The organism is Mesorhizobium sp. M0239 (assembly GCF_040321815.1).
In the GTDB taxonomy this organism is placed as follows: Bacteria; Pseudomonadota; Alphaproteobacteria; order Rhizobiales; family Rhizobiaceae; genus Mesorhizobium.
On record NZ_JAMYSG010000047.1, the window covers coordinates 12782 to 36020 of the forward strand.

Below are 23239 nucleotides of genomic sequence, written 5' to 3' on the forward strand. Positions count from 1 at the left end.
TCGCTGGCTTCCCATCTCGTTCTCATTCAACCGCCTCGCCAATCATGTCCACGACGGCATGGATCAGCGCCTCGTCCTGAAAGCTACTCTTGGTCAGATAATAGTCCGCACCTGCGTCGAGCCCGCGCGCGCGATCTTCTTCCCGATCCTTGTATGAAACGATCATGATGGGTGTGTTCTTAAGATGAGCGTCCTTTCTGATCGAACTCACCAGCTCGATGCCATCCATACGAGGCATGTCGATGTCGGTGACGACGAGATCGAAAGGACCAGACCGGACGGCATTCCACCCGTCCATACCGTCGACCGCAACTTCGACCTCATAACCGTAATTGCCCAGCATCTTGCGCTGGAGTTCGCGAACCGTCAGTGAATCGTCAATCACGAGCACGCGCTTGCGCCTGCTCGCTTCGGGACCGCCCGCGGCGCGCCGAAGAGTTCGAAGTCCGCTGGATGATGCAAGCTTCTCCACCGATCGGATCAGATCGTCGACGTCGAAGATCAGAACAGGCGAACCGTCTTCCATCAGGGCTGCTGCGCTGATGTCCTTGATCTTGGCAAACCGTGGGTCCAGAGGTCTGATCACCAACTCGCGTTCCCCGAGAAAACGGTCGACGATCAGGCCGTACGCATCGCCCCGACCCGCATCCACGACGACGACCGAGAGTTCGTTCGGTTCCGATCCGGGCTCACCTCGATCCAGCACCTCGCGCGCGGTGACCAGCCCGATCTGTCGATCATTCAATCGAAAATGTGGCCGGCCCTGCAGGAGATTGATCTGCGTCCGCTGCAGTTTCAAAGTCTTGGAAATGGCAGCGAGTGGAAAAGCATAGGGCTCCCCATCAACATCGACGAGCAGCGTGCGCAGGACCGACAACGTCAGCGGCAATTGCAGTTGAAATCGGGTTCCGTGCCCAAATTCTGAGGAGACGCTTGCGACTCCCCGGACTTCCTTCGTCATGGCTTGCACTGCATCAAGCCCCACACCGCGACCGGAGACGTCGGTAAGGCCCGCTTTCATCGAAAAGCCTGGCAGAAACAGGAATGCGAGCAATTCGGTTTCGCTGAGTGTGTCAGCACTTTCCCTGGTTGCAAGTTGCCGGGCGACGACGGTCTCGCGCAGCTTCGAGAGCTCGACCCCCCTGCCGTCGTCCACCACGGCTATCTGCAGCAGCCCGGCATTATGCCTCGCTTCGAGCCTGATGAGCCCCTCTTCGGGTTTCCCCATCGCGATGCGCTCCTCAGGCGGTTCAAGCCCATGGTCTACAGCGTTGCGCAGGAGATGCCCCAAAGGGGCATCAAGCTGCTCGAGAATATCGCGGTCGATGCCGGTCGAGCCGCCTACAATCTCCAGTCGCACCCGCTTGCCAAGGGTACGACCGAGGTCGCGGATCGTTCTCGCATAGTGTCGCACGCCGTCCTCAAAAGGCCGCATCCGGCTCGCCAACGTTTCGTCGTACAACCTGTTGGCAAGATCGGTCGCTTTCCGATCAACTGAATCCAATTCATCGAGACGCTCCGCCAGGAACGCTTGGTTTAACCGAAGCTTTCGCTGCGCCTCAGCCAGCGCCTCCATCACCGCCGCATGGTTTAAAACCGGCGGCAGCACTGCATGAAGATTGTCGAACGCACTTGCGAGGTCCGATTGAAGTCGCTTCAGCCGTAGCAGCCCATCAGCGAATGGCCTGAGCCGCCGAGCTTCCATCAGCGACTCGCCAGCCAACCCGAGCAATCGGTTCAGGCTGTCTGCCGTCACCCGGACCATTCTATCAGAGCCGATGCTGCCGTGCGCTTGCGGTACCGCCGCAACTAGGACGTTCGCTGAAGAGGTCGTCGCCAGTTGCTCCTGGGCATGGTCTGGAGTTGCGAAATCAGCTGCAGAATCTTGGGTCCCGGGCTTTGCCTCGGGGAGGGACAATTCCTCGAACTTCGCGAGAAAGCTTTCTACTTCTGAGTTGGCACTCTCGCTCGATGATCCCGATGCGATCAATTTCAAAAGGTCAGAGCCCTGCAGAAGCGCATCTATATGCTCCCGTCGCACCCTCAGATGCCCACGTTGCGCTGCGACCAGACAGTCTTCCATCGCATTTGCAACTTTGACCGCAGGCATCAAGTCGATGATGCGGGCAGCTCCTTTCAGGGAATGCGCGGCACGCATGCATGCTTCCAGGGCGTCGGGGGCGATAGGATCGCGTTCGAGTGCCAGAAGCCCAGAGGTTAGAGCCTGTGACTGCGTCTCCAGTTCGGCCTGGAAGAGGGTGAGCATCGAAACCTGGCTGAAGTCTCCATCTGTCATGCGATGCTCCGGTCAAGCATCGTGAGCAGTTGTCGTGGATCGAGACAGCCAACGGCTCGTCCCTGCCACGGCAGCACGGCAACTGTAGCGGCCGACACTGCCTTGCCAATCGTGGCCGGAACATCGAGAGTGTCGCGTTCTTGGTACCGATGTAAGCCGTGGATCTCGTCAACCGTAAAAGCAACCCGCTTGTCGTGCTCGCCTACCACGACTAGGCGGCGAAATACCTTGGTGCGTGTGCCTTGTTCCCCCTCCTTGCGCTCGTCTATCCCGAGCAATTCGGCCAGGGACAGGCAAATGAGCAATTCACCACGGACATTCGCAATACCGAGCAGTGCACTGTTCCTGCGGTGTGGAAGTGAATGAACGCGACGAGATTCAGCCACTTCATGAAAAATACCGACCGGCAGTGCAAGCCATTCGTCCCCCAAACGGAAGAGAACGGCCGTCTGCAGCGCGTCGCTGTCTGTCGAATGGATCCCTGCACGATCAGCGTTATCATGCCATTCGTCGCGGTATGCCGAGGGCGCTGCACGGTCAAGAAGGCGTCGTGCAATCTTCTTGTAGGTCGGGCAATTCCGGCAGTGGAGATGCTGCTCCAGTAGCGGACATGACTTGTCGCCCCGTACGCCTATTTGCCGCCAGCAGTCGTCGATTGCAATCTCCTCCACCGGCTGAGCGATCTTTGTCGAAGCCGCCATCAGCCGCCGCTCCTTTTCTGGACCCGACCCAGCCGGCCGGCCAGCGCCTCGGCGCCGTTATGGTCGCCTTGCTTGCTAAGCAGCAAGGCCAGATGGACGAGAGCTTCTCGATGATTTGGTGCGAGATAGAGCGCCTTGCGATAACTTCGCGCGGCTTCGGGTGCAGAACCATCCGCATCTTGGACGAGGCCCAGCAGGTAGAAGATTTCCGCGGAAGGACCGAATTCCTTGAGATGCGCCAGGGCGACCTCCTGTGCCTCCTTTACCCGTCCTGCATTGGCGATCCGTTCAACCGCGATGAGGCTTTCCGAGGCCTGTGCAAGCGGCTTGGTCGGAGCCTGCCTACGGCCTTCATTGCCAATTGTCGGTCGGAACGGAAGAAGAGGCTCGCTCTTGTTGACCTTCGGGCTTGGCGCCCGCACCGGGACGGCGGCCGGAACTTTCGGCGCCGTGGTCTTGACGGCCTCCGATTTCAGAAAGGCAAAGGCCAATGGCCATTCAGCGGAAATAAAGCCATGCAACCTTGGAAGAGCTGCTTCCGCCGGACCGACCAGAAGAAGTCCGTCCTTGGCCAGCAGGTCCTTCAGGCAGCTCAATGCGCGATCCTGCAGCTCTCGATTGAAGTAGATCAGCAAATTGCGGCAAAGCAGGATGTCATAGACCTCTTGCCCGAAAGCGCGAGAGCCGAACAGGTTTCCTACCCTGAACCGAACCTGTTTCAGCACCCCAGCAATAGGCCGCAACCCGCCCTCAGCCGCTTCGAAATAGCGATCTTTAAATTCGAGATGGCTCCCGCGAAACGAATTGCGCCCATAGATGGCGCGTTCAGCCGTGGCGATATTGCGACTGCTGACGTCCACGCCATCGATCTTGAACTCGTGCGCCTCAAAGCCGGCATCGAACATCGCCATGGCGACCGAATAAGCCTCTTCGCCGGTTGAACATGGCAGGCTCAGGACTCTTATCGGCTGAGCAGGCTTGTGCACGCGCGCATGCCGCGCCAGCATCGTGAACGCTTCTCGGTCGCGAAAGAACCAGGTCTCTGGGATCACCACCGCATTGATCAGCTCCTGCAGCTCCTGCGAGGAAACGGTCAAGTGTTCCCTATAGGCCTGAGGGTTGGTTATCCGGCATGCTTCCATCCGGTCTCTGACCGCCTGACGAACCACTGTCGGACCAACACTGGCACTGTCCAGTCCGATGGTTTCCATCAGGAGCTTTTCTATTGCGCCGGTCATTGATCACCTATTGCGGCCTGGCGGAGCAAAGCGGTACGAATCTCTTCCGAAAGCAGCGCTTCCACTTTGACCCACTGAATGATCTCCGAACCATCGGAAGCCACCGGCCCAAGATAGGGCGGGGTTCCTTGTTCAAGTCCGAACGGCGCGAAATCGGCAGGGTGTCGCTCGAGCGTATCCGTCACCCGTTCCGCGATCAGCCCCAGCAGGCGTTGCTCGCCATCATGCGCCGGATAGCGCGTCACAACGATCCGGGTGCTCAATAGGCGCTCCGATGGCCGGCCAAGCGCAAGATGGGTAACATCGATCAGAGGGATGGGTATTCCGTTATAGCTGACCAAACCCACCACACCAGTTGGCGCACCCGGAAGAACTTTCACATCGAAATAGGGCAGCACCTCTTCAATTTGGTGGACATCGATCAAGTAGCGATCCGGACCCATGCTGAAGGCGAGGAATAGCATTGTCACCTCCTACTGCCGACTCGCTATGCTCGCAGCTTGAACCTCGAAATGCTACTTCGCATGCCGCCTGAGACTTGATTGAGCTCGTCGATCGCGAGCGTCGATTGTTGAAGGGATTCGACTGTTTGCTGAGCTGCCTCGCTTAGCTGGGTTAGCGTGTCGCTGATCTGCCCCGCGCCGGTCGCCTGTGCTTGCATGCCTTCATTGGCGACTTCGAAACGTGGCACCAGCCCCTGAACCTGCTGAATGATATCGAAGAGTTGCCCGCCGACCTGCTGGATTTCCTGCATACCCCGGCGGACCTGCTCGGAAAACTTGTCCATGCCCATCACCCCGGCCGCGACTGCCGACTGGATGTCCTTGACCATCTGCTCAATATCGTAGGTGGAGACAGCCGTCTGGTCCGCGAGCCTTCGGATTTCCGTCGCTACAACTGCAAAACCCCGGCCATATTGGCCTGCCTTCTCAGCCTCGATGGAAGCGTTGAGCGACAACAGATTCGTCTGATCGGCGACTTTTGTGATGGTCGTCACCACCTGATTGATGCTGCCGGCTTTCTCACTCAAGATCGCGAGTTTGGAATTGATCGCGCCGGCCGCTTCCATGACTTGCTGCATGGTTTCTTCCATACGGGTCAGCCCGGCTTGACCTCCGCCGGCGACGGCAGCCGTTTGTTCGGCAACTGTGGAGACCTCGTTCATCGTGCGGACCAGCTCGTTTGATGTGGCGGAGATTTCCTTGGCTGTCGCGCGGATTTCTGTTGTGGTCGCTGCGATTTCAGTCGCAGTTGCCTGCTGTTGCTTGGAGGTGGCGGCGATCTCAGTTATCGACGTGCCGACCTGTATGCTGGACCTTTGAACCTGACCAATGAGGGTTGTGAGATCGTCCGCCATTGCGTTGAAGCCGTCGGCAAGCACACTGAATTCGTCTCGGCGCATCAGATCGAGGCGTTCGCTGAAGTCGCCTTGCCGCATCAATTGAACCGCGTTGACCAAACGGGTGAGCGGACCTGTAATGGCGCGAAACAGCTGGTAACCCAAAAGAAGGGCTAGCCCGAGGGCTACCAACAAGCCAACACTCAAACCGACTTCGGCCGTTCTAACGATCGAGCTGATCCGCTGGGTCGCACTGTTTGCCTCGCCTCTATGATCCTCAACCATGGCCTGCAGAGCGGACTGCAATTTTACAAAAATCGGCTCTACGGTGTTCTTGAGGGCCGGGCTTTCATTGGGAGTTTCACCTTTCGACAAGGCAGCCCGGCTTGTGTCCAGCACAGCAGTTTCAGCCAGACGGAATTGGTTGGCGAGTTCTTTGACGAGTGCATAATTCTGCTTGTCGATGTCCGAGACGATTGTTGCCTCATAGTCGTCCATCGATCGCTGCACTTGGTCGCGATTGGTCGTGATCGCGCTTTCAAGCGTGCTTCTGTCCGACGGGTTTTCCTGAAGGGCAAATTCCTGAAGCAGACTATGGGCCGCCATCTGGCCCGTCATGATCTCGGTGCTGTGATAAAGGTCCGGTAGGATGCCCTTCTCGACCTCAGTCGCCTCCTGGCCCGCCTGAAGAAACCAGGCGTACGCCATGACAGCTATCACGGACATGACCACCAGAACGGCAGCGAAACTGACGAGGATGCGGTGGCGTATTGTCAGACTCTTCATGGAACCGGTTCACCAATGGGGGCATCGTGGGCTGCGCGACAAGCGCTCGTTCCGACGTATTCGAAAAGGTGCGTCGAAAAGCGGCAGTCTGATGCTGAATGGTTTCTTTTCCGTTCCATCGCAAATGATGGAGAGGCGGCTCGCCAATGGGCGGCGCCAGAAGCGGTGGTCAAGGACGTCCTGCCGTCCACGCACATCAGCCCGACATCGGCTAGGGTGGCACGCCGCGTCAAGAGGAGCGTGTATGAGCTACTTGTGGCCATGAGTTGAATGACTGCTTAGGTCAGCTCGATGCCCGAAAGCCGACCTCCCGCTTGCGGCCCAGAGTCGCCAGTCTGCAATGCGCCTCATTTCGGCCAGAAGGTCGACATTTGCCGCGTCCAAAAGCGTACATCGTGATGATCGGCGTTCTGACGGTCTGTCTGCGCCAGCGACCGTCAGAACGCTGCTTGAGAAGAGGTACAGAATCACATCAAATATCCGTGCCTTCAGTCCGATCTCCCGGCTCTGCTGGATCAGCAAATGCCCTGCAGATCGCTCTGGGCGGCCTCGAATATTCCCGCGCTTTGCCTCCAGACAGGCCGCCGGAGGTAATGATCCTCGGCCCCGCGCTTTTGGCTAGTATTTGATAACGAAAAACCCGCTTCGGCGGCTTTTTTACTCAATATCTTTTTTTTAGTCCAGCGCGTTTCGTGTACTCAGCAAATTTCACTGTTTCGTTTCGGGTGGCGTCTTAGCTGGTCTAAATGAGCGGTAAATCGCGCCGAAAATAATCCCCACTGCTATCCCAACAAAAATGATTAGCAACGCTCCACCAGTGGTGTTTGGCGCAATGATCGTCATCGCAATGAGCCCAAGCACCAATCCCACCACTCCGGACACACCGAACCCGGCTATGAAATCTAGGAAGGGCGTCACTTTACACCGACGACTGAAAAGATCAGGGACCCGTAGTGATCCGCCCACTCGCGAGCTGTTGCGATCAAGCTTCTATCGAACGTTCCCGATCTCCAAAGCTCGGGCCTGTTTTCAATTTCCACTACCCACCGGTGCATGATGTCACTTGCCATCTTGTATTCGGTCACTGTTGAAAGGTCGGCTTTAAGAACCACAGCACCAGGCTTTCCGATTTGCGTCGGCGGTGCCCACGCAATCAGAAAAGGCCCGTCGCCGTCGACAGCAACGCCGCTTGCAACTGCATCGCGGACTGCCTTTTGCGAAACAGCCAGTCCATAATCCTGAAGGGCTTCGTCGCAGGTCCTGGTTATGTTCGCCTTGGTTGCGGCCTTTGCATGCTCGGCGCTGTCCATCGGCCATACCGTTACCATTTGGGCCGCTGTAGGGACGACGAGCGACGACGACGGCAGGACGGCATTCACAAACGCCTCGCACAGCATCTTTTGCCGTTCCTGGTCGTAGATGGTAACTTTCGATTTGAATGCCAGAATCCCATAAGCCGCGAAATTAGTGGGTGGATATTCGTTCGGTCCGGCAAAGATCCTAGAGGCGTGAATTTCGTGAGAGGTGTCTGGAGCGCCGGGCGAAAGTACTTTGTCGACCGCGTAGACCAAGCCGTTCGTCTGTTTCACGTCGCTGGCAACGAGACTGGCAATGTCGCCAAATTGGTCCGTTACAGAAATATTGCTTCCTGCCGCCCGAAAAGTGAGAGAGCATCCCCCGATTGTGTCGACCGAGTAGGCTCCGTTGTTCGCGGCTATCTCAGCGAGGATCGCGTCGGTACTCAGATCTCCGGAAATCACATGACACTTTAGGATTTTGGAGAGTTCGTTTTTAGCTTCGGGCGCAAGAAGAACCTGCACTGCACCTTGCTGCAATCTTGCAAATGCGGCGTCTGTCGGCGCGAGAACAGTGAACGGGCCTTTACCCTCCAACGTCTCAACCAGCCCGGCCGCTTTCACAGCTGCTATAAGGGTGGTGTAGTCCTTGGAAAGAGCGGCATTCTGGATGATATTGTTGTCGGAAGTCGTCTGGGCGCGTGCTACCGCCGTCTCAACCGTCTGGGCGTTTCCGACCGCCACCTGACTTATCAGGATGCACACTGCAAAAATCAGTCGACGCTTCATGCCAAACTCCGCCCAGAGAGAGCGAATTTATCATAACCATCAGTTTTGATAAGTGACCTTGGCTATTTGCCCAAGGCGCAGTTCTTTGGACGTTTGGCCTTACGATTGCGCCACCAATGAAACTGCGGGAGGCGGTGACATCACTACTGCAATGGCGCGCCAAGGATTTTCAACGCGAGTTTAGGGGCCGCGAACGGCCCCGTCTGAGGATCATCATACCGTAAGCTGCCTGTTCGCTCTCTGCCAGACAGGACGTTCGGCACGCCGACTCTTGATGTCGGCTTCGAGGCGCATTTCAGACATTCAGTCAGTCGAGGGCCGCATCGCACCTGCCTGAGAGTTTCGCTCGAGTTCGGCCGGACTCATCCTATCGCTGTCATCTTGAACTTTCCCCACGCTCGGCGGTTAAAAGGAGCCGAGAGGATCAACGATGTCGAAATCTGATGGCAGAGGGTCCGACGGCATGCGGTCTTCCTGTGCAGCGTAGTGAGGGATCAACTGCTGAGCCATTCACCTTGATACCGCGTGAAGAGTTTTGGAGAGAGCTCCTGATGACCCGCATCGCAACATTCAACGTCAACGGTGTGAACGGCCGCCTGCCTGTGCTCATCAAGTGGCTGGGTCAGACCGACTATGACGTCGTGTGCCTTCAGGAATTGAAGACCTCGGATGAGAAATTCCCCGCCGAAGCCATCAGGGACGCCGGCTACGGCGTAATCTGGCACGGGCAAAAGTCCTACAACGGCGTAGCCATACTCGCTCGTGGAAAAGAGCCGTTGGAGCGCCGTCGTGGGCTCCCGGGCGATCCTGACGACACGCACAGCCGATATATTGAGGCTGAGGTGGATGGGATCGTCGTCGGCTGCCTCTACCTGCCCAACGGCAATCCCGCTCCTGGCCCGAAATTCGAGTATAAGCTGCGCTGGTTCGACCGCCTGATCAGCTACGGCAAGCTGCTGCTCAGGGAAGGCGTCCCAAGCATTCTCTGCGGCGACTACAATGTCGTGCCCACCCCGATCGATGCCGTGGTGCCGCAACGTTGGTTAGGCGATGCAGTCTACTTTCCGGAGAGCCGGCAAGCCTATGCCGAAATGCTTGATGGCGGCTGGACCGATGGCGTCCGCCGCATCCACCCGGAGAAAGGCGTCTACACCTATTGGAACTTCTCCTACCAGGGTCGCTATGATCGAAGTTCCGGCCTGAGGATGGATCATCTTCTGGTCAGCCCATCCCTTTCGGACAGGTTGTGTGACGCCGGCGTTGACGCTGACGTGCGCGGTTGGGAAAAGCCGAGTGATCATGCGCCAGCCTGGATAGAACTCGGCCGGTCCGGCAAAGACACGACGTGATCTCATTCGGGATGTCTCCGGCGAGCACTCTTCATTTCCGGCGTTTGCGCTCACGCAGCTTTTCTGAGGGCCGCCCTGAACGGACGGTCGATCGTGAAGGCATCTGGACGGATGGCTGCCTCAACCTGGCTCCAGGTCACCGGATGGGCGATTGGAAAACCGCGGCGCGCCCGTGGCGAGAAGGCGCCCACCGCAGTGCTGCCCCGACCATTGCGGAGGTAATCAATGAAGATGCGGCCTGTTCGAGCCGACGGCGAGGCCGAAAGTAGATAGCGGTCCGGATGCGCTTCAGCGAGCCGATTGGCGAAGGACTGGCCAAGAGGCGGCCGCTGTCGTGCGTGATCTTGCTCTCCAGCGGGACCATCAGGTGAATGCCTTTGCCGCCAGTAACCTTCGGCCAGCTCTCCAGCCCTTCCGCTTCCAGGATGTCGCGGAGCGCCAGTGCGGCCTCGATGACTTGCTCCCACTCCACGCCCTCGCCGGGGTCAAGGTCCAGAACAATACGGTCGGCATGTTCGATATCGTCGACGGTGGCGTTCCAGGGATGCAGCTCTACCGCATCCATCTCGACCAGTCCCAGCAAACCGGCAAGGTCGTCCACCCACACGCGCACACCTTCGCCACCCTCGCGCTTCTGCAGCCGCAATTGATGCACTGCCGCCGGGATCTGCGGCAGTGCGCCTTTGTGATAGAAGGTCGCGCCATGAGCATGGCGGACCAGCTTCAGCGGTCTGTGGCCGAGATGAACCAGGGCATGATCCGCAACCCTCTCCCAGTAACGCGCAAGCTCGTCCTTGGAGGGCGAGACAGCGTCTGGCAGCAGTTGCAGGATGTTTTCACTGGGAACGCCATGTTTCCGGGTTGGCCCGCGTCGCTTTGATGGCGCTTGAGGCTTGGCCGGGATTGGCACGAGGTCTTCGCGCAAACCCTTGAACACTGCCTCGCGCAGCACCCCGCGATCGGTGACGCCGCTGAACTGGACCTCGGCCAGCACGTGTGGTTTCACCCAAGTCGCTTTCGGCTTCACAATCGGCTCTGACAAAGGCGACTTGCTGATGATCAGCGGGTCAAGCCGCTCTCGCACAAGTTTCGCAGCGCTCAAGGTGTACCCGCTGCGAGCCTTCCCGGCATAGAGCAGTCGGTTGCCCTCGCGGCGCCCGATATAAAGCGATGCAATGCGGCGCGGGTGAGCACCGAGTTTCTCTACGAAAGCCACGATAGGGAAGGTGTCGCTCTTGATGCACTTTACCTTCAACCAACTGGTCTGAACCCCCGAGCCGTAGGTCGCATCGACGCGCTTGGATACGATCCCCTCCAACCCCATCCGGCAGGCATGTTGAAACACATCCTTGCCGCTTACCTCCAGATGTTCGGCATAGGTCAGTGTCGGCGCGGTGTTCTCCAGTAGCCTCTCCAGGGCTGCCTTGCGCTTCACCAATGGCAGTTGCCGAAGATCGCGCCCGTTAAGGTGCAGCAGGTCGAACGCATAAAAGATGAGTCTCGCGGAATCTGGATTGCCCAACTCTCTTTCCAGGGCTTGGTAATCCGGAAGGCCGGTGTCGCCGAGAACGACAGCCTCCCCATCGATGATCGCGGTCCTCACCGGCAAGCCCGCCGCTGCTTCAACTATCCGGCGGTATCGATGCGACCAGTCGTAGCCACGGCGCGTGAAGGCCCGTGCTTTGCCACGCTGCATGATCAGCTCAGTGCGGTAGCCATCGTACTTGATCTCGTGAATCCATTCGCTGCCCTCGGGCGCCGTTGCGACCAGAGTCGGCGACTGAAACTCGACGAAAGAGAGCCCGTTTGCTGCCTTACTCATGCACCCTCCGAACCGCGACTCAAGGCTCAGTGCACCAATAGGTTCCAGGTTTTAGCGAAATAGCATGTTCGACTGCTTGCACCGGCAATCCTGGGCCAGCCGGCTGCAAGGGAGATCAACGACAGGAGAAATCGCACTTTCTTCGTCGGTCAGCGGGCCTAGCGGGTCTTCGTTGCAGGAAAATTGGGCTATCACTCGCCTACTAAGGGCCAACTGAGGCTAGCTCGGCTTTTGGGCCGGGAGCGGATCGGCAGCTTGCGGAGCCACGCAGCCGAAGAGCGGTCATTCCATGAAGTTGTTTACAGCCCCAGGAGGAGTGTCACTCCTCCCGGAATAACAACCTGCCATTCGTCAACGCCATCCTTCCAACCTGGGGAGAACCGCCGGAAATCAGGCTATCAGATTGCACACCGTCGCGTTGGAGTCATTCATCGCGCCAGTATGGGTGGGAACAGCTGAATTGGCGCGAGCCAACCAGACGGCGTTTGGTCCTCGATATCGTTCTTTGGACCTGCGGATCATTCGCGGTCATGTCGGGTACGACAGTGTAACCCTGATCGACAAGCTGCAGTTTCAGCTCCGCCAGGTGGCGCCTGAATCCGTTTTCAATGTAGCTGCGCGGATACCGCCATCCGTTCCTGCATGCTCGCACGAGAATGTCGGAATACAGTTCAGCGCTGGCAGCTTTCACCGTTTCTTCCGAAGTCAGTTTGCTGTCGGTTTTGGTACCTTCGGACAAGCATGGCCCCGCCGACACCAAAAGCACCAGTAGTACGGTCAAGACAGGCAACTTTGTCATGGAGCCCTCCGTGTTCTAAATCGACCAGGCCTGCCAAGCAACCTAACCTGCCCACCTGCAGAGACTAGGATGCTGACCCGTCGCATGGAATCGTGCAAATGCAGTGTTTTCGATATCGCATCTGTAGTATTTTCATCCTGATGTAAGGCCATCGGGTTCTGGCCACAGGTCGGCAGCAAGGAAAATGGAACGATGCTTCGCCCCGTAGGCAATCCTCTCGCCGGCTTATCGGATCGGGAGTTGATGGTCGCGGCAAAGTTTGCGGAGGGAATGACTTATCGCGAAATTGGCGAAACACTCTTCATAGCGCCTACCACCGTTCGGACCCATCTTTCGGCCATTTATCGGAAGCTCGATGTTCGCAGTAAAGTGGCGCTTGCTGGGTTACTTGCCGATCACCGCCAGCAGGACCGCAGCCATGCACCACCCGGAAGTCTTTCGACCGACGAGCCGGGTCCGCCGGTCCTCGCAGTTCTCCCGTTCGACAATCTAAGCGGAGAAGAACGCTGGACTCGTATCGCTGATGGTTTGTCGGCGGACCTCATAGTTGATCTCTCTCGCTACCGGGACCTTGCGGTGATCGCCCGCCAAACAATGCTTTCCTACAAGGGACGGCGTGTTGACGTGCGAGCTCTCGGACGAGAGTTGAATGCCGACTATGTGATCGAGGGAAGTTTTCAAGTGGACGGGCAGCGGGTGCGCATCCGCGTCCAACTCGTCGACGCCCACACAGGGGTCGATGTCTGGACGATGCGTTACGATCGTTCCGCGAACAACCTGTTTGCGATGCTGGACAGCGTGACCGAAAACGTCATCAATGTCCTTGCAACTTGCCACGGTCAGCTCGCCAATCTGCGACGCGATGCTGCTCGTCGGAAGGCTCCAGCAAGTTTGCAGGCCTATGACTGCTATCTGCTTGGGCTTGAGCAGAAGCACCTTTTCACCCGTGAGTCGAACAAGGAGGCGATACGGCTACTGGCGCGTGCGATCGAACTCGACCCGGGTCTAGCAAGAGCTTGGACCGCGCTGGCACTTGCGCATGCTGTGGAAGCCATCAACGGGTTTACCGACAACCTTTCCGGCTCGATCGAGAGCTGGAGCAAATGTGTCAAGCAAGCGCTGGCGCTCGATCCGGCCGACATTTACGCCCGCATAATGCTTGCCGATCTTCGGGCATTGCAGGGCGATGTCGAAGCTGCTGTCGAAGAACATGACCGAGTGTCGGTGGCTGCTCCAAATGACGCGGACTCACTTGCCTTTCTTGCGGGTAGCCTTGCTCTTGTTGGTAGCGACCCGAAGCGTGGCTACGAACTGGCCAAGCGAGCGGTCCGGCTAAATCCTTATGTTCCTTGGTATTATGGAATGCTTGCGCGATGCAGCTACGTTCTAGGCTTTTACCGTGAATCCCTGGTCGCGCTACGTCAATCTGCGCCAGATTCGCCCGCCACACTTCTGTTTGTGGCAATGGCTCATGCGATGCTCAATGAAACGCCTCAGGTCGCCAGGATCAATTCGCGACTGAAGGACGAGTTCCCGAATTTCACGGCTGAGGTGTTCATCAGAACCTATCCGGTTACCAATCCTGTCGCCACTGCTGCAATCAGAGAAGGCGCCCGTCGTGCGGGTTTGGCATAGCTTCTTCACTCCTGGTCACCTCAGAGGCGCATTGCTCCTCGGCAGCATTGGGGCCGGAAGCTGAATGGCAGCTTCAGCTCTGCAACTCCAAACAGCCGACGCTCAACGATGATCTACATCAGCTTGTAAGAGCCAAGCAACTCACCACTTGACGCGCAAGCCGAGCGAGCCGGTCAGTACATGACTGTCACCGAAGTCTTTGAGGCCCGTCCGGGCGATGGCTTCGCCGAAAGCCGAGAACCTGTCGTCGGCCCAGTTGATCGTGCCGCCAAAACCGAGGCCGCCCCAGAGTTGCTTCCTTCCCGGTGCACATCAAGCCGGCTCGTTGGCCGCTATCGCAAATTGTTGGATTCGTACGAAGCAGAGTTCTGTACGATTCCAACCCTTTAAATTTGTACACCCTGTTTTGTAATTCCGCGGCTGAGGGGACGCCGTGCATCAGTTTGCATTTCACTGTCAATCGCGCGCCAGAGGGCGTAAGTTCGCCAAATCGTCTGCACGTGTTTACGGGCGCGGACGGCAAGGAGATTGGAAAGCTCTTGCCCCAAGTGGGATTGAGCTATGACCAATCCACAGAACGATTCCTATAAAAACGAATTGCTGCGTCGGCTTAACCCTGGTGACCTGGCGCTTTTGCAGCCACATCTTGAGCCGTGTGCCCTCAAGCTGAAGATGACCTTAGAGAAAGCCGATTCAGAGATCGAGACGGTTTACTTCCTGGAGGACGGCATCGCTTCTGTGGTCGCGACGGCTTCAGGCAAGGAGGCCGAGGTTGGACTTGTCGGTTTTGAGGGAATGACCGGTGCCGCGCTCGTGATGGGCGCTGACTATGCCCCGCATGAATGTTACGTTCAGTCGCCCGGTAGCGCTTTCCGGATCGGAACCGAGCCCTTCAAGGATGCTCTTGCGAACAGCCCAACATTGCGCCTGTTCCTGTTACGCTATGTCCACTACTTCCACATTCAGACCAGCTATACGGCCCTGATCAACGCCAAATCAAACCTTGAAGAGCGTTTGGCGCGTTGGCTTCTGATGTGTGACGATCGGATCCACGGCGAACGCCTTGCGATCACCCATGAGTTTCTCGCCGTCATGCTTGGAGCAAGACGGCCAGGAGTTACCGTTGGGCTTCAAATGCTGGAAGGACGCGGGCTCATCTATTCTCGGCGGGGCGAAGTGCGTATTAGGGACCGCAGCGGCCTTGCGGCCTGCTCAAATGGCACCTACGGCAAGCCAGAGGCCGAATACGTACTGCTCGTTAAGACCATCGCATGCCGGACGTAAACCACTAAATAGCCATGACGAAGCTATCCGACCAGCACAGCGGCTAGCCTGCCGACGAGTCGCCGTAACACGCCTTATCCTCGAAGCCTCACGTAAGCTCTTGGAGAAAATTGCCAAGCACAATGACTCTACCCAACCGTAGGGAATGGCCGACGGACGCACACACAGGCCTTGGCTTCCGGGACCACACCTTAACTGCGCCTGGAAGAATGGCCATGTGTGTGTTAGGCGGCGGACCTGATGTCTGCTTGGCCAGCGCCGCACAGCCCAACAACTCCACATGCTGCCGGTACGCTCCCATGCCCTGCCGCGCGGCTACCTGTTACTCACCATCGAAAGTCGGCTCCCATTCGCGATTGCGCTTCCGTTGCTGACCCTCGTAATCGGGAATACATGTGAAGAACACCGGTCGATGGTCGCGACCCGCAGCCTTGCAATCCGAGCAGCCAAAAAGCCCGACCAGGTCCCAGTGCATCGATCCGTGATCTGGCCCGAGGCGATCTATCAGCGCATGGATGTCGAGCTTGATGGACTTGCAGCACATAGCATGCCCGCAATTTACATAGAGGCATTCGCGCGCGGCCAACGTATCGGCGAGGGTCTTCGTCATCCTTTGAAGCGCTCGGTATGCCAGGTGATCTTGCCGTCGATCTTCATCGGTTTGTGGATCAGCAGACGCTTCGGCAAGTGCTCTGGATGCACCTCCAGCAGCGTGATCTTGATCTGAGGTTGGCACCGGCTGCAATTGAACTTCAGCGTCTGCGGATCGACGCCGCCGCCGTAGACCATCATCAGGTCGGCCGATCGGCAGTAGCGGACATTGCCGCAGCTGCATTCCGCTTTCACAAGCATGTTGTGCCGGGTCGCTTTGCCCAGCGTGTCGATCGGTTCGTGTGCCATGAGAACAGAAAAGGAACATTTTCCTTGCCCGTCAAGTCTGACTGTGGAATCTTTCTGCCATGAGCGACGAACCAGCGAGACTAGCCGAAGGCATGACGCCGGCACAGCGCGACCACGTGAAGGTGCTTGGCCACACATGTGAGCGTAACGGTTGTGGCAAGGTCGCCGGCTGGGGCTTTGCCCGGCCGCGCAGGGAATCACATTGGTTCTGCTATGAGCACCGCGGCGACGGCGATCAGTATCTCTAGACGTCGAACAAATCGGTCGGCCCCAAACCGATCTCGTCGATGATGTCGGGCGTGTTGTTGCTTGGTTTCCCGACCTTGCTGTCGATCGGCCACATCTTCATGAGGTCGGATGGATAGGGCTTCATGAGGTCGCGAGGATCTGTTTCCGGCCCGAGCCAGCGCATGTAATCGGCCGGCGCCAGAATAACCGGCATGCGATCATGGATCGTCGCCATCAACGTATTTGGCTCGCAGGTGGCGACAGCGAAGGTCCGGATCAACTCGCCGGTCGCCTTGTCGGCATATTCTTCCCAGATTCCAGCCATGGCAAAAGGATCGTCATCCTTCATGGCGATAGCGTAAGCCTGTTTTTTCTTGCCCGAAGGGTCGAGCTTTTGCCATTCGAAATAGCCGTCGACAGGCACCAGGCAGCGGCGCGCGGCATATGCCTTTCGGAACATGCCATTGCTGGCAATGGTCTCGTAGCGCGCATTGACAGGCGGCGGACGGCCGCCGCCATCGCGCGCCCAGCCGGGAACAAGTCCCCACTTCGCAGAAACGAAACCGGCCATGCTCGTGGAAAGCTCTTCGCGGATAATGATTGGATAGGTCAGGCTGGGCGCACCGTTCCAGATCGGGAACCCGTTGCCCAAGCGCTCGATGTCGCCGGGGTGCGCGAACTCGAAGCGCCGCACCATGTCCGGGATTGTCGATTTTACGAAAACGCGTCCACACATTTTAGGGTCGTCTCATTGACAAGGATCGAGGCCTGCCCAAAATGGGAACAGAGTGAGAACGAGTCAAGGCTGTCGTAGTGATGCCTAAGAAGCAAAAGGACGTGATGCTGCCAGGGGTATCGGGCGTCACAATCGATATCGACGACCGCGACAATCCCAAGGTCTGCCTGGTCGGGCTGTTGACTGATGAGGGGAAGCGATCCTTCACATTAAACGAAAACGGTGCGCGGATGATGGTGAAGGCGATGCACTCGTTTCTCGATCTTCTCGACGGAACTACGTCCGAGACGATGCCCAAAGGCCCCGCCAACTGAGAATGCAGCGCATGATCAATCCACCCAGGAGACAGGACGAATATCAGGACCGGGCAATTGACTGCCAGGAGGCAATGGAGCCCGGATTTCAGGCGATTGTCGATTGCATGATAGAGGCGGGATGGACGCGGGGCGAGATATTGCGGGCATTGAAACGGCTCATCGCCGCCGACAACATGACGCAGAAAGAGAACGCCAGGACGGAAACGCAGCTCGCGATTGCGCGGGCCATGATGCGCGCCGGCAAGCCGCTCTAATGCTCGCTGACGCCGGCCTCATCGACTTCCGCTTCCATCTGCTCACTGACAGGCTTGACCTTGCCGGCGTCGGCCAAAGGATGGTCATCAAAACCCTGCAGCCAAGCGTCGGCCTGTTCTTCCCAATACTCCGGCACTGAGCGCTCCTTACCGTCCTTGCGCGCTTGGGAGCCATACATCCAGGCATAGGTGATGCGCTCCTGATCTTTCTTGGCGACCGCCATTATTCCTCCTCCCGGTAATCGAGCAGCTTCGCGTGGCGTAGTTGCTCCTCACCTTTCAGGAACTTCACGCGGCCGACAAGACCCGGCTTCAGCCATTCCGCCTTGTCTCTCTTCAGGCCTTTCGGCACAGGGCCGCCCACCTTGCCCTGCACGCGGTCCCAGAGGCGCTTGCGTTTGTCGAATTTGAAATTGACGTTGGCGGTGCCGAGATAGCGGCCGTTGTCAGCCATAAGAACCCTTGCCGCCTGGCCCGGATCACGCTGAACGCCGATGATGTCCATCTCCTTTTCATCGTAGGACTTGATTTTGCGCCAGTTCATCGTCGGGCCGCTGCGATAGAGACTGTCCCGGCGCTTCGAGACGATGCCTTCTTGTCCAGTCTGGTCGGCAAGGTAGTAAACCGCGTCGCCCGTGCCGGGCATCGCCTCGCTGAATTGGATGCGGCCGCCGGCCTCGATCATTCCCTGCAGGATCTCGCGCCGATCCTCGAGCGGCATGCTGCGGAGGTCGTGGCCGTTTAGGTGCAGCAAATCGAAGGCGACGAGATAATAGTCCTGATAGGTCTCGCGGCTGCTGACCGCCGACTGCAGCGCATGGAAATCGGAGCGTCCAGCCTCATCAACCACGATGGCTTCACCCTCAATGATGAAGTCGTCGGCTTCAATCGCGGCGGCTTGGTCGGCAAGGATCTGGTAGCGTGCAGTCCAGTCGTACCCTCTCCTCGTCAGCACTCGGATGCCGTCTTCGTCCTTGATGATCTGCGTGCGATAGCCGTCGAACTTTATCTCGTGAATCCAGTCGTCACCCTCTGGCGGGTTATCGACAAGCTCCGGCTCCATCGGCTTGATGAACTTCAAACGCATCAACTGACCCACACCCGCGATTCAATCAGCTTTAGCTAAAATAGTTCCAAGAAGGATGAACAATGCGACCCGGTGCGCGTTGCGGATCAACAACCTCTAGGAGCAACACCAATGGCCGACGACAAGAGCAAGCGTGATTTCCGCGACCGCGACCGGGTATCAGGCGACGAAGAATATGAGGTCGGTTATCTCGCCAGCAAGTTTCAGCTTACGATCCCCGAGGTGCGTGAACTTATCAAAAAGCACGGCAACGACCGTGAGACGCTAGAACGAGAAGCAAAAGCGCTGGGCAGTAGATGACCAAGCTATCCGACCTTGGACCACCCATCCCCGGCAGGCAGCACGGCGGCGAGCCAGCCGACGAGCGGGAGAATTTCTACACCTGCCCCACGTGCGGCCAGCAGGTCGACATGCGCGACCTACGCCAAGTCGCTTGGCATGAATTGCCAGGGCACCAGCCCTTGGAACCGGCTCTTTCCACCGGCAGTAGCAGACGTCGGCAGTAGTCGGCACGATCAAGCAGCCGAAGGATCGAGTGAGTGACCGTGCCGACCATGCTGGGCACGAGGGTGGGCCTAAGGACCAGGCCCCATATGATACTAGACAATGGCGTCGCTACAATTACGCCTGATGGCCTATGCCGGATAAAGCGGAAGTCGCATGCTCTTGCCGCTGTGCAATTACATGGAACTGGCCTCCAAGTGGCACATTAACCCTACGAGCGGTCGATTCCCAAGGATGTAGCCGCTTAACAGGTCCGCCGCCGGCGCCCCAATAGGCGGCGGACTTCTAATGACGCTCCTTCAAGAATCGGGCTTCACGAAGCAGCGAATTCCAGTCCGTGCCGATAAGCTTGATCAGAGCGCGCGCCTCAGGTTCTGAAATGCCGACTTCTTCAGACAAACGACGGGCAAGCAGTTGCTGATTGCCTTTGTCTACACGCCCATCGCCTTCCTTTTTCATCGGCTCCTCCTTTGGGAAGCCAACTCACGGCATGACCGTTCGTTTCATCGAATAAGAAAAAAGCCCGCCGCCCCATTCACGGCAGCGGCAGGCCGTCCCAGGGATAACGGGACTCGCTGGGGTGTTGGTTTTCCCCTGCTGTCGCGGGCGATGCAAAACAGGTGCCACTAGGGTGAACCAACATGGCACAGCTTGCAGGCGGCGATAACATATATGTCGACTAACTAATGTAATGGAACGGCCGTTGGACAAGCAGAGAACCAACTGGCACAGCTTGGACCTTCGCTGCGAAATGCAAGACTATAGTCCTGCTATCAACCCGCCGTGCCGGCCTAGCACGACGGGTTTTTCCAATGCGGCGACATCCTGAGAATCGACCGCTATGCATCAACCTGGGACAGTCCAAGGCAGGTCAGCAGCCTTCCGTGGTCTTCTTCACCTGGCCAGGAGCAGCCGAGTTAGCATCGGTATCCTGTTGACCTGGCGCGGCCTGCTTGGCGCTACCAGTTTGTTGACCCGGAGCGCAGTCCTTGGCGGAGTTCGAGTTCGTTCCACTCGTGGTGGTCGAATCCGTCCCCTGATCGGTCGTAGTGCTCGGCATTGTCTTGGTTGTCGAGCTCGACGATCCGCCTGTGGTCGTGGTGGTCGATTGCGCAAAGGCGAGGCCAGTTGACAGTGCCATAATGGCTGAAGCGAAAAGAACCTGTTTCATGATCAACTCCATCTCGGAACGTCCCTTCGGTACCGAACTTCGCTGCGAAACGACGGTTCCCAGAAAAATGACTAATCAAGGCGCCCGCCCCGCTTGCGGAGCGATGAGGGGAGGCCAAGCGCGTCGCTGTCATAGAACGAGCGTCCTGAACATCGTCGAGTGAATGGGCTAAACAGCGCGGATCCACACAATTGCGCCGCTGCTATCGGTCTTTCGGGGGAGAGTTCACAGTGCACTGCCTGCGGATTATGGTGGATCTCTCACGCGAAGAAGCGAAGCTTGCCTAAAATTCTAAGCTCGGAGGCACCTCGCGTGTCCTGAATAGCCCGTACCTCGGTGCCGTAGTGGCGCTATGCCCGATGCGTTTTGGTGGGCAGCTCAAATTTCTGCAGAGTCCAGTAAACGACTATCATAGTTAATTGTGGCTGCCGGTGACCCTATGTAATCAGAAGCTCAATGTAGCTTTCCCAGGGAGGACGGTATGTTATATCCAGGTCGGTTTTTGGAGCCGAGCGATATTATGGTGCTTGCCCATGTTTGTCGGACGGTCTGCAAAGAGCGCGGTGTACGTGTTGCTTCGCAGGACGGTGAGCGCATAGCTGCACACGTACTCAGACTGTTTATGAACGGCTTGACTGGTGAGAATGAACTCCTCGATGTTGAGCGGAATTGGGCTCGACGGAGTGGCCTGTCTTTCCAGGAGTTTCCCGTCAACGACGCAGAAATGAGAGATGCCGCCTGATTCAGTTGATTGTTGCAGCCGAAGGCGCCCCACCTGCGATAGGTCGGGTGATCGGGAGCAAACCTTGCCTTTGAGAGTTGGTAGAGCCGTTTCAACGGGCGACTAATCGAATGCTTCTTTCCGCGAATAATGCGATCTCGACGGCCGTTTTGGCTGGCAGAGGCGTCAATGCGGAAGTGTTTGGTGTGGTCGACCTCTCCACTAAAACTGAGGCCAAAATCGGTCCCATCACCTTGGGTATGGCCATTCAGTTGGTGGCCAACGCTTCGGTGCTTGGATACGATGTTCGCGGAGCCATGATCTTCTATGGCGAACCGGGCACCCCGAGTCTAGGGCAAGAGAGTGCGAACGCTTGTGGGCGCAGTTTGGCGGCGCGCTTTGCGACCGTAACCCGACGATCTTTCGGATTACACATCTCGAAGGGGAGCATTCTCCGTCCGGGTAAATGTTTGGCAGATCACCGGCACGACCCTCAATCCGACCAGTGGCCCAGGCTCTCACAGGGCCGAACAAACCGCTAGGAGATACGAAATGCCGACCCTCCGCACGTGTGCTGGCACGATCAAGAGCGCCCAGCAATGCCCTCAAGCGCAAGGCGCAGATCTAAGGGATTGGCGCCCTTCAGAACCTGCTTTGTACGTTTCCGGCCCTTGCCTTTTTCGGAAAGTGCACCACAGAATGGGTCATTGAGGTTCTGTCTCTCTGGGAGGATGGGATGGACATTCAAGCACCTGTTTGGCCTGCGCAGCTAGCGGCCAAGGAGCTGGTTCGCGAGGCCCTGTTGGGCTATCTACCGGGCGACATAATTTCCGTGAAGGCGACCATTGCATTGGTGCGCGAGCGCGGCCGTGACCTTCGTGAAACCGACTGCCAACTAGTCGAAATGATCGTCAATACAGCCTCCATTTGGCAGCTATTCGTCGCGTTCGACGTGCGCGAACCCTGATGCCCCATCGTTGGTTCAACCCGCCTGTCTACGTCAAAACCGACCGACCGGGATTCCGCCTTGGGATCAGCCGTATCGGCACTGCCGCCGAGGAACTATTGAAGTGGTCCAACCGTGGCCCAAAGTGGCGGTCGGCGGCGGAGGCATGTCTGTCTGCGATGGATGGCAAAATGCCGATTGGTGACTTCCGGCTACTGTTCGAGGCTGCGGCCGACCAAGAGGAGATGCTGCTGCCGGATTAACAACGTTATGCGGGTCTGGTAGCTATGGCGGCGGCGAATTGACCAGCGCCTTTAAGGCTTCGGGTTCGCCCTTAGCACGGCCCGCTCAGCCTCTCCACCATGTCAGGTGGCGCCCGCAGAACGGTGACTTTGCGGAATTTCGACGCTATCAGGCGCTCCTAGGCAGTCGTACTTAGAGGTTACCTGGGGCGGCCCTTCGCTTCAGGTCGACAAGATTCAGAACGCTGACGAGATCGCGGGAATACTCCTCGTCAAGATACTCCGCCGGAGCGCCCCACGCGTCTGCTGGCTGCCCAGTGAACACGTCAAACACCGTCCAGGTTTCGTCGGGCTCCTTCCTGAGGTCGTATCTTTGAGAAGTCATGCCGTCGCTATTTTATGTCTGCGGTCGGGTTCGTCAAGCTGTGACCGGCGGATCGCGAAGGGCTTGGCTGAACGGATTATGAGCGAGCCAGCAGGCTCAGAAATCGGCACCTGTTTGCGCAGCCCTTTGGTGCAGATAGGTAGAGTCAAAATCTGCAGCGCGGACGAGCCCTGCCCAGTCGGTCGCATGAAAACGCGAGCCAACGGTGGATATCAGACCGTCGCGTCTAAGTTCCTGAAGCACCCGGTTCACGTGCACGGTGGAAAGCCCAAGTGCGTCGCCAAGTGCAGCCTGCGTGATCGGAAGGTGGGCCACACGATCCTCAATGCGGCCCACGGAGTGCAGGCGGACTATCAGTTCGCAAAGAAGGTGAGCCATACGAGCATAGGCGTCGCGTCTCCCGACGTTGGTGACC

The 23239-nt window shown here is 57.8% G+C and carries 23 protein-coding genes and 1 pseudogene; 9 read left to right on the forward strand and 15 right to left on the reverse strand.

Annotated features, from left to right (window positions below):
• Window positions 1–22: 22 nt before the first annotated feature.
• From NKI99_RS31490 to NKI99_RS31515, 6 genes are all read right to left on the reverse strand, one after another.
• Window positions 23–2296, reverse strand: a complete 2274-nt coding sequence (locus NKI99_RS31490; RefSeq protein WP_023809633.1) for a hybrid sensor histidine kinase/response regulator — start codon at window positions 2294–2296, stop codon at window positions 23–25.
• Window positions 2293–2997 (reverse strand): chemotaxis protein CheW, encoded by a 705-nt coding sequence (locus NKI99_RS31495; protein WP_127297588.1) that lies wholly within the window; start codon window positions 2995–2997, stop codon window positions 2293–2295. The genes NKI99_RS31490 and NKI99_RS31495 overlap by 4 nt, the downstream gene beginning before the upstream one ends.
• Window positions 2997–4235: a CheR family methyltransferase gene (locus tag NKI99_RS31500; protein ID WP_023809631.1), complete on the reverse strand. Its 1239-nt coding sequence runs from the start codon at window positions 4233–4235 to the stop codon at window positions 2997–2999. Before NKI99_RS31500 ends, NKI99_RS31495 begins: the two co-directional genes overlap by 1 nt.
• Window positions 4232–4699: a chemotaxis protein CheW gene (locus NKI99_RS31505; RefSeq protein WP_127297589.1), complete on the reverse strand. Its 468-nt coding sequence runs from the start codon at window positions 4697–4699 to the stop codon at window positions 4232–4234. Before NKI99_RS31505 ends, NKI99_RS31500 begins: the two co-directional genes overlap by 4 nt.
• 23 nt (window positions 4700–4722) lie before the next feature.
• Window positions 4723–6360, reverse strand: a complete 1638-nt coding sequence (locus tag NKI99_RS31510; protein ID WP_023809629.1) for a methyl-accepting chemotaxis protein — start codon at window positions 6358–6360, stop codon at window positions 4723–4725.
• Between the two features lie 914 nt (window positions 6361–7274).
• Window positions 7275–8444 (reverse strand): fasciclin domain-containing protein, encoded by a 1170-nt coding sequence (locus tag NKI99_RS31515; RefSeq protein WP_352443095.1) that lies wholly within the window; start codon window positions 8442–8444, stop codon window positions 7275–7277.
• Window positions 8445–8995: 551 nt separating this feature from the next.
• Here NKI99_RS31515 and xth point away from each other — a divergent pair.
• A complete protein-coding gene (gene xth / locus NKI99_RS31520) occupies window positions 8996–9793 on the forward strand; it encodes an exodeoxyribonuclease III (protein ID WP_352613365.1) in 798 nt (265 codons plus the stop codon).
• A gap of 50 nt (window positions 9794–9843) precedes the next feature.
• Here the strand turns inward: xth and ligD are convergent.
• Together ligD and NKI99_RS31530 are read right to left on the reverse strand one after the other, a co-directional pair.
• Window positions 9844–11615 (reverse strand): annotated as a pseudogene (gene ligD, locus NKI99_RS31525) (DNA ligase D).
• Between the two features lie 424 nt (window positions 11616–12039).
• On the reverse strand, window positions 12040–12414 hold the full coding sequence (locus tag NKI99_RS31530; RefSeq protein WP_352613367.1) for a hypothetical protein: 375 nt from the start codon (window positions 12412–12414) through the stop codon (window positions 12040–12042).
• 192 nt (window positions 12415–12606) lie between these two features.
• Between NKI99_RS31530 and NKI99_RS31535 the strand changes: the two genes are divergently transcribed.
• Window positions 12607–14049, forward strand: coding sequence for a LuxR C-terminal-related transcriptional regulator (locus NKI99_RS31535; protein WP_031212654.1), 1443 nt, complete (start codon window positions 12607–12609; stop codon window positions 14047–14049).
• A gap of 561 nt (window positions 14050–14610) precedes the next feature.
• Window positions 14611–15333, forward strand: coding sequence for a Crp/Fnr family transcriptional regulator (locus NKI99_RS31540; RefSeq protein ID WP_023809623.1), 723 nt, complete (start codon window positions 14611–14613; stop codon window positions 15331–15333).
• A 606-nt stretch (window positions 15334–15939) separates the two neighbouring features.
• On the opposite strand, the gene NKI99_RS31545 is transcribed toward NKI99_RS31540, so the two are convergent.
• Window positions 15940–16125 carry a hypothetical protein gene (locus NKI99_RS31545; RefSeq protein WP_245273113.1) on the reverse strand — a complete coding sequence of 62 codons (186 nt, stop codon included), beginning with the start codon at window positions 16123–16125 and terminating at the stop codon, window positions 15940–15942.
• Window positions 16126–16292: 167 nt separating this feature from the next.
• On the opposite strand from NKI99_RS31545, the gene NKI99_RS31550 reads away from it, so the two are divergent.
• Window positions 16293–16481, forward strand: a complete 189-nt coding sequence (locus NKI99_RS31550; RefSeq protein WP_023809620.1) for a hypothetical protein — start codon at window positions 16293–16295, stop codon at window positions 16479–16481.
• Here NKI99_RS31550 and NKI99_RS31555 read toward each other — a convergent pair.
• A complete protein-coding gene (locus NKI99_RS31555) occupies window positions 16478–17197 on the reverse strand; it encodes an SOS response-associated peptidase (RefSeq protein WP_127291943.1) in 720 nt (239 codons plus the stop codon). The two genes, NKI99_RS31550 and NKI99_RS31555, sit on opposite strands and share 4 nt — an antisense overlap.
• An 80-nt stretch (window positions 17198–17277) precedes the next feature.
• Here NKI99_RS31555 and NKI99_RS31560 point away from each other — a divergent pair, with 80 nt between their 5' ends.
• Both NKI99_RS31560 and NKI99_RS31565 read left to right on the forward strand, forming a co-directional pair.
• Entirely contained in the window at window positions 17278–17511 is a 234-nt protein-coding gene (locus NKI99_RS31560) for a hypothetical protein (RefSeq protein ID WP_023809618.1), read from the forward strand.
• 11 nt (window positions 17512–17522) lie between these two features.
• Window positions 17523–17768: a hypothetical protein gene (locus NKI99_RS31565; RefSeq protein ID WP_023809617.1), complete on the forward strand. Its 246-nt coding sequence runs from the start codon at window positions 17523–17525 to the stop codon at window positions 17766–17768.
• Here the strand turns inward: NKI99_RS31565 and NKI99_RS31570 are convergent.
• Window positions 17765–17992, reverse strand: a complete 228-nt coding sequence (locus tag NKI99_RS31570; protein ID WP_023809616.1) for a hypothetical protein — start codon at window positions 17990–17992, stop codon at window positions 17765–17767. The two genes, NKI99_RS31565 and NKI99_RS31570, sit on opposite strands and share 4 nt — an antisense overlap.
• Complete coding sequence (locus NKI99_RS31575) at window positions 17992–18855, reverse strand: ATP-dependent DNA ligase (RefSeq protein ID WP_352613370.1); 864 nt, start codon at window positions 18853–18855, stop codon at window positions 17992–17994. Before NKI99_RS31575 ends, NKI99_RS31570 begins: the two co-directional genes overlap by 1 nt.
• A 111-nt stretch (window positions 18856–18966) precedes the next feature.
• On the opposite strand from NKI99_RS31575, the gene NKI99_RS31580 reads away from it, so the two are divergent.
• The gene (locus NKI99_RS31580; RefSeq protein WP_023809615.1) at window positions 18967–19155 is read left to right on the forward strand and encodes a DUF3606 domain-containing protein; all 189 of its coding nucleotides are present in this window, start codon (window positions 18967–18969) and stop codon (window positions 19153–19155) included.
• Window positions 19156–19644: 489 nt separating this feature from the next.
• Here NKI99_RS31580 and NKI99_RS31585 read toward each other — a convergent pair whose 3' ends face one another.
• A complete protein-coding gene (locus NKI99_RS31585; RefSeq protein ID WP_023809614.1) occupies window positions 19645–19818 on the reverse strand; it encodes a hypothetical protein in 174 nt (57 codons plus the stop codon).
• 412 nt (window positions 19819–20230) lie between these two features.
• The gene (locus NKI99_RS31590; protein WP_127291957.1) at window positions 20231–20530 is read right to left on the reverse strand and encodes a hypothetical protein; all 300 of its coding nucleotides are present in this window, start codon (window positions 20528–20530) and stop codon (window positions 20231–20233) included.
• Window positions 20531–21987: 1457 nt separating this feature from the next.
• Between NKI99_RS31590 and NKI99_RS31595 the strand changes: the two genes are divergently transcribed.
• Window positions 21988–22218 (forward strand): hypothetical protein, encoded by a 231-nt coding sequence (locus NKI99_RS31595; protein ID WP_023809610.1) that lies wholly within the window; start codon window positions 21988–21990, stop codon window positions 22216–22218.
• Window positions 22218–22460, forward strand: coding sequence for a DUF982 domain-containing protein (locus NKI99_RS31600; protein WP_023809609.1), 243 nt, complete (start codon window positions 22218–22220; stop codon window positions 22458–22460). The genes NKI99_RS31595 and NKI99_RS31600 overlap by 1 nt, the downstream gene beginning before the upstream one ends.
• Window positions 22461–22920: 460 nt before the next feature.
• Here the strand turns inward: NKI99_RS31600 and NKI99_RS31605 are convergent.
• Window positions 22921–23239 (reverse strand): Crp/Fnr family transcriptional regulator (locus tag NKI99_RS31605; protein WP_352613368.1); only part of this gene is annotated, 319 nt, incomplete at its 5' end.

Bases quoted from the DNA above. Each gene is read 5' to 3' on its own strand.
- NKI99_RS31490 (WP_023809633.1), bottom strand. From the start codon at position 2,296: ATGACAGATGGAGACTTCAGCCAGGTTTCGATGCTCACCCTCTTCCAG.
- NKI99_RS31495 (WP_127297588.1), bottom strand. From the start codon at position 2,997: ATGGCGGCTTCGACAAAGATCGCTCAGCCGGTGGAGGAGATTGCAATC.
- NKI99_RS31500 (WP_023809631.1), bottom strand. From the start codon at position 4,235: ATGACCGGCGCAATAGAAAAGCTCCTGATGGAAACCATCGGACTGGAC.
- NKI99_RS31505 (WP_127297589.1), bottom strand. From the start codon at position 4,699: ATGCTATTCCTCGCCTTCAGCATGGGTCCGGATCGCTACTTGATCGAT.
- NKI99_RS31510 (WP_023809629.1), bottom strand. From the start codon at position 6,360: ATGAAGAGTCTGACAATACGCCACCGCATCCTCGTCAGTTTCGCTGCC.
- NKI99_RS31515 (WP_352443095.1), bottom strand. From the start codon at position 8,444: ATGAAGCGTCGACTGATTTTTGCAGTGTGCATCCTGATAAGTCAGGTG.
- xth (WP_352613365.1), top strand. From the start codon at position 8,996: ATGACCCGCATCGCAACATTCAACGTCAACGGTGTGAACGGCCGCCTG.
- NKI99_RS31530 (WP_352613367.1), bottom strand. From the start codon at position 12,414: ATGACAAAGTTGCCTGTCTTGACCGTACTACTGGTGCTTTTGGTGTCG.
- NKI99_RS31535 (WP_031212654.1), top strand. From the start codon at position 12,607: ATGCTTCGCCCCGTAGGCAATCCTCTCGCCGGCTTATCGGATCGGGAG.
- NKI99_RS31540 (WP_023809623.1), top strand. From the start codon at position 14,611: ATGACCAATCCACAGAACGATTCCTATAAAAACGAATTGCTGCGTCGG.
- NKI99_RS31545 (WP_245273113.1), bottom strand. From the start codon at position 16,125: ATGATGGTCTACGGCGGCGGCGTCGATCCGCAGACGCTGAAGTTCAAT.
- NKI99_RS31550 (WP_023809620.1), top strand. From the start codon at position 16,293: ATGAGCGACGAACCAGCGAGACTAGCCGAAGGCATGACGCCGGCACAG.
- NKI99_RS31555 (WP_127291943.1), bottom strand. From the start codon at position 17,197: ATGTGTGGACGCGTTTTCGTAAAATCGACAATCCCGGACATGGTGCGG.
- NKI99_RS31560 (WP_023809618.1), top strand. From the start codon at position 17,278: ATGCCTAAGAAGCAAAAGGACGTGATGCTGCCAGGGGTATCGGGCGTC.
- NKI99_RS31565 (WP_023809617.1), top strand. From the start codon at position 17,523: ATGATCAATCCACCCAGGAGACAGGACGAATATCAGGACCGGGCAATT.
- NKI99_RS31570 (WP_023809616.1), bottom strand. From the start codon at position 17,992: ATGGCGGTCGCCAAGAAAGATCAGGAGCGCATCACCTATGCCTGGATG.
- NKI99_RS31575 (WP_352613370.1), bottom strand. From the start codon at position 18,855: ATGCGTTTGAAGTTCATCAAGCCGATGGAGCCGGAGCTTGTCGATAAC.
- NKI99_RS31580 (WP_023809615.1), top strand. From the start codon at position 18,967: ATGGCCGACGACAAGAGCAAGCGTGATTTCCGCGACCGCGACCGGGTA.
- NKI99_RS31585 (WP_023809614.1), bottom strand. From the start codon at position 19,818: ATGAAAAAGGAAGGCGATGGGCGTGTAGACAAAGGCAATCAGCAACTG.
- NKI99_RS31590 (WP_127291957.1), bottom strand. From the start codon at position 20,530: ATGAAACAGGTTCTTTTCGCTTCAGCCATTATGGCACTGTCAACTGGC.
- NKI99_RS31595 (WP_023809610.1), top strand. From the start codon at position 21,988: ATGGACATTCAAGCACCTGTTTGGCCTGCGCAGCTAGCGGCCAAGGAG.
- NKI99_RS31600 (WP_023809609.1), top strand. From the start codon at position 22,218: ATGCCCCATCGTTGGTTCAACCCGCCTGTCTACGTCAAAACCGACCGA.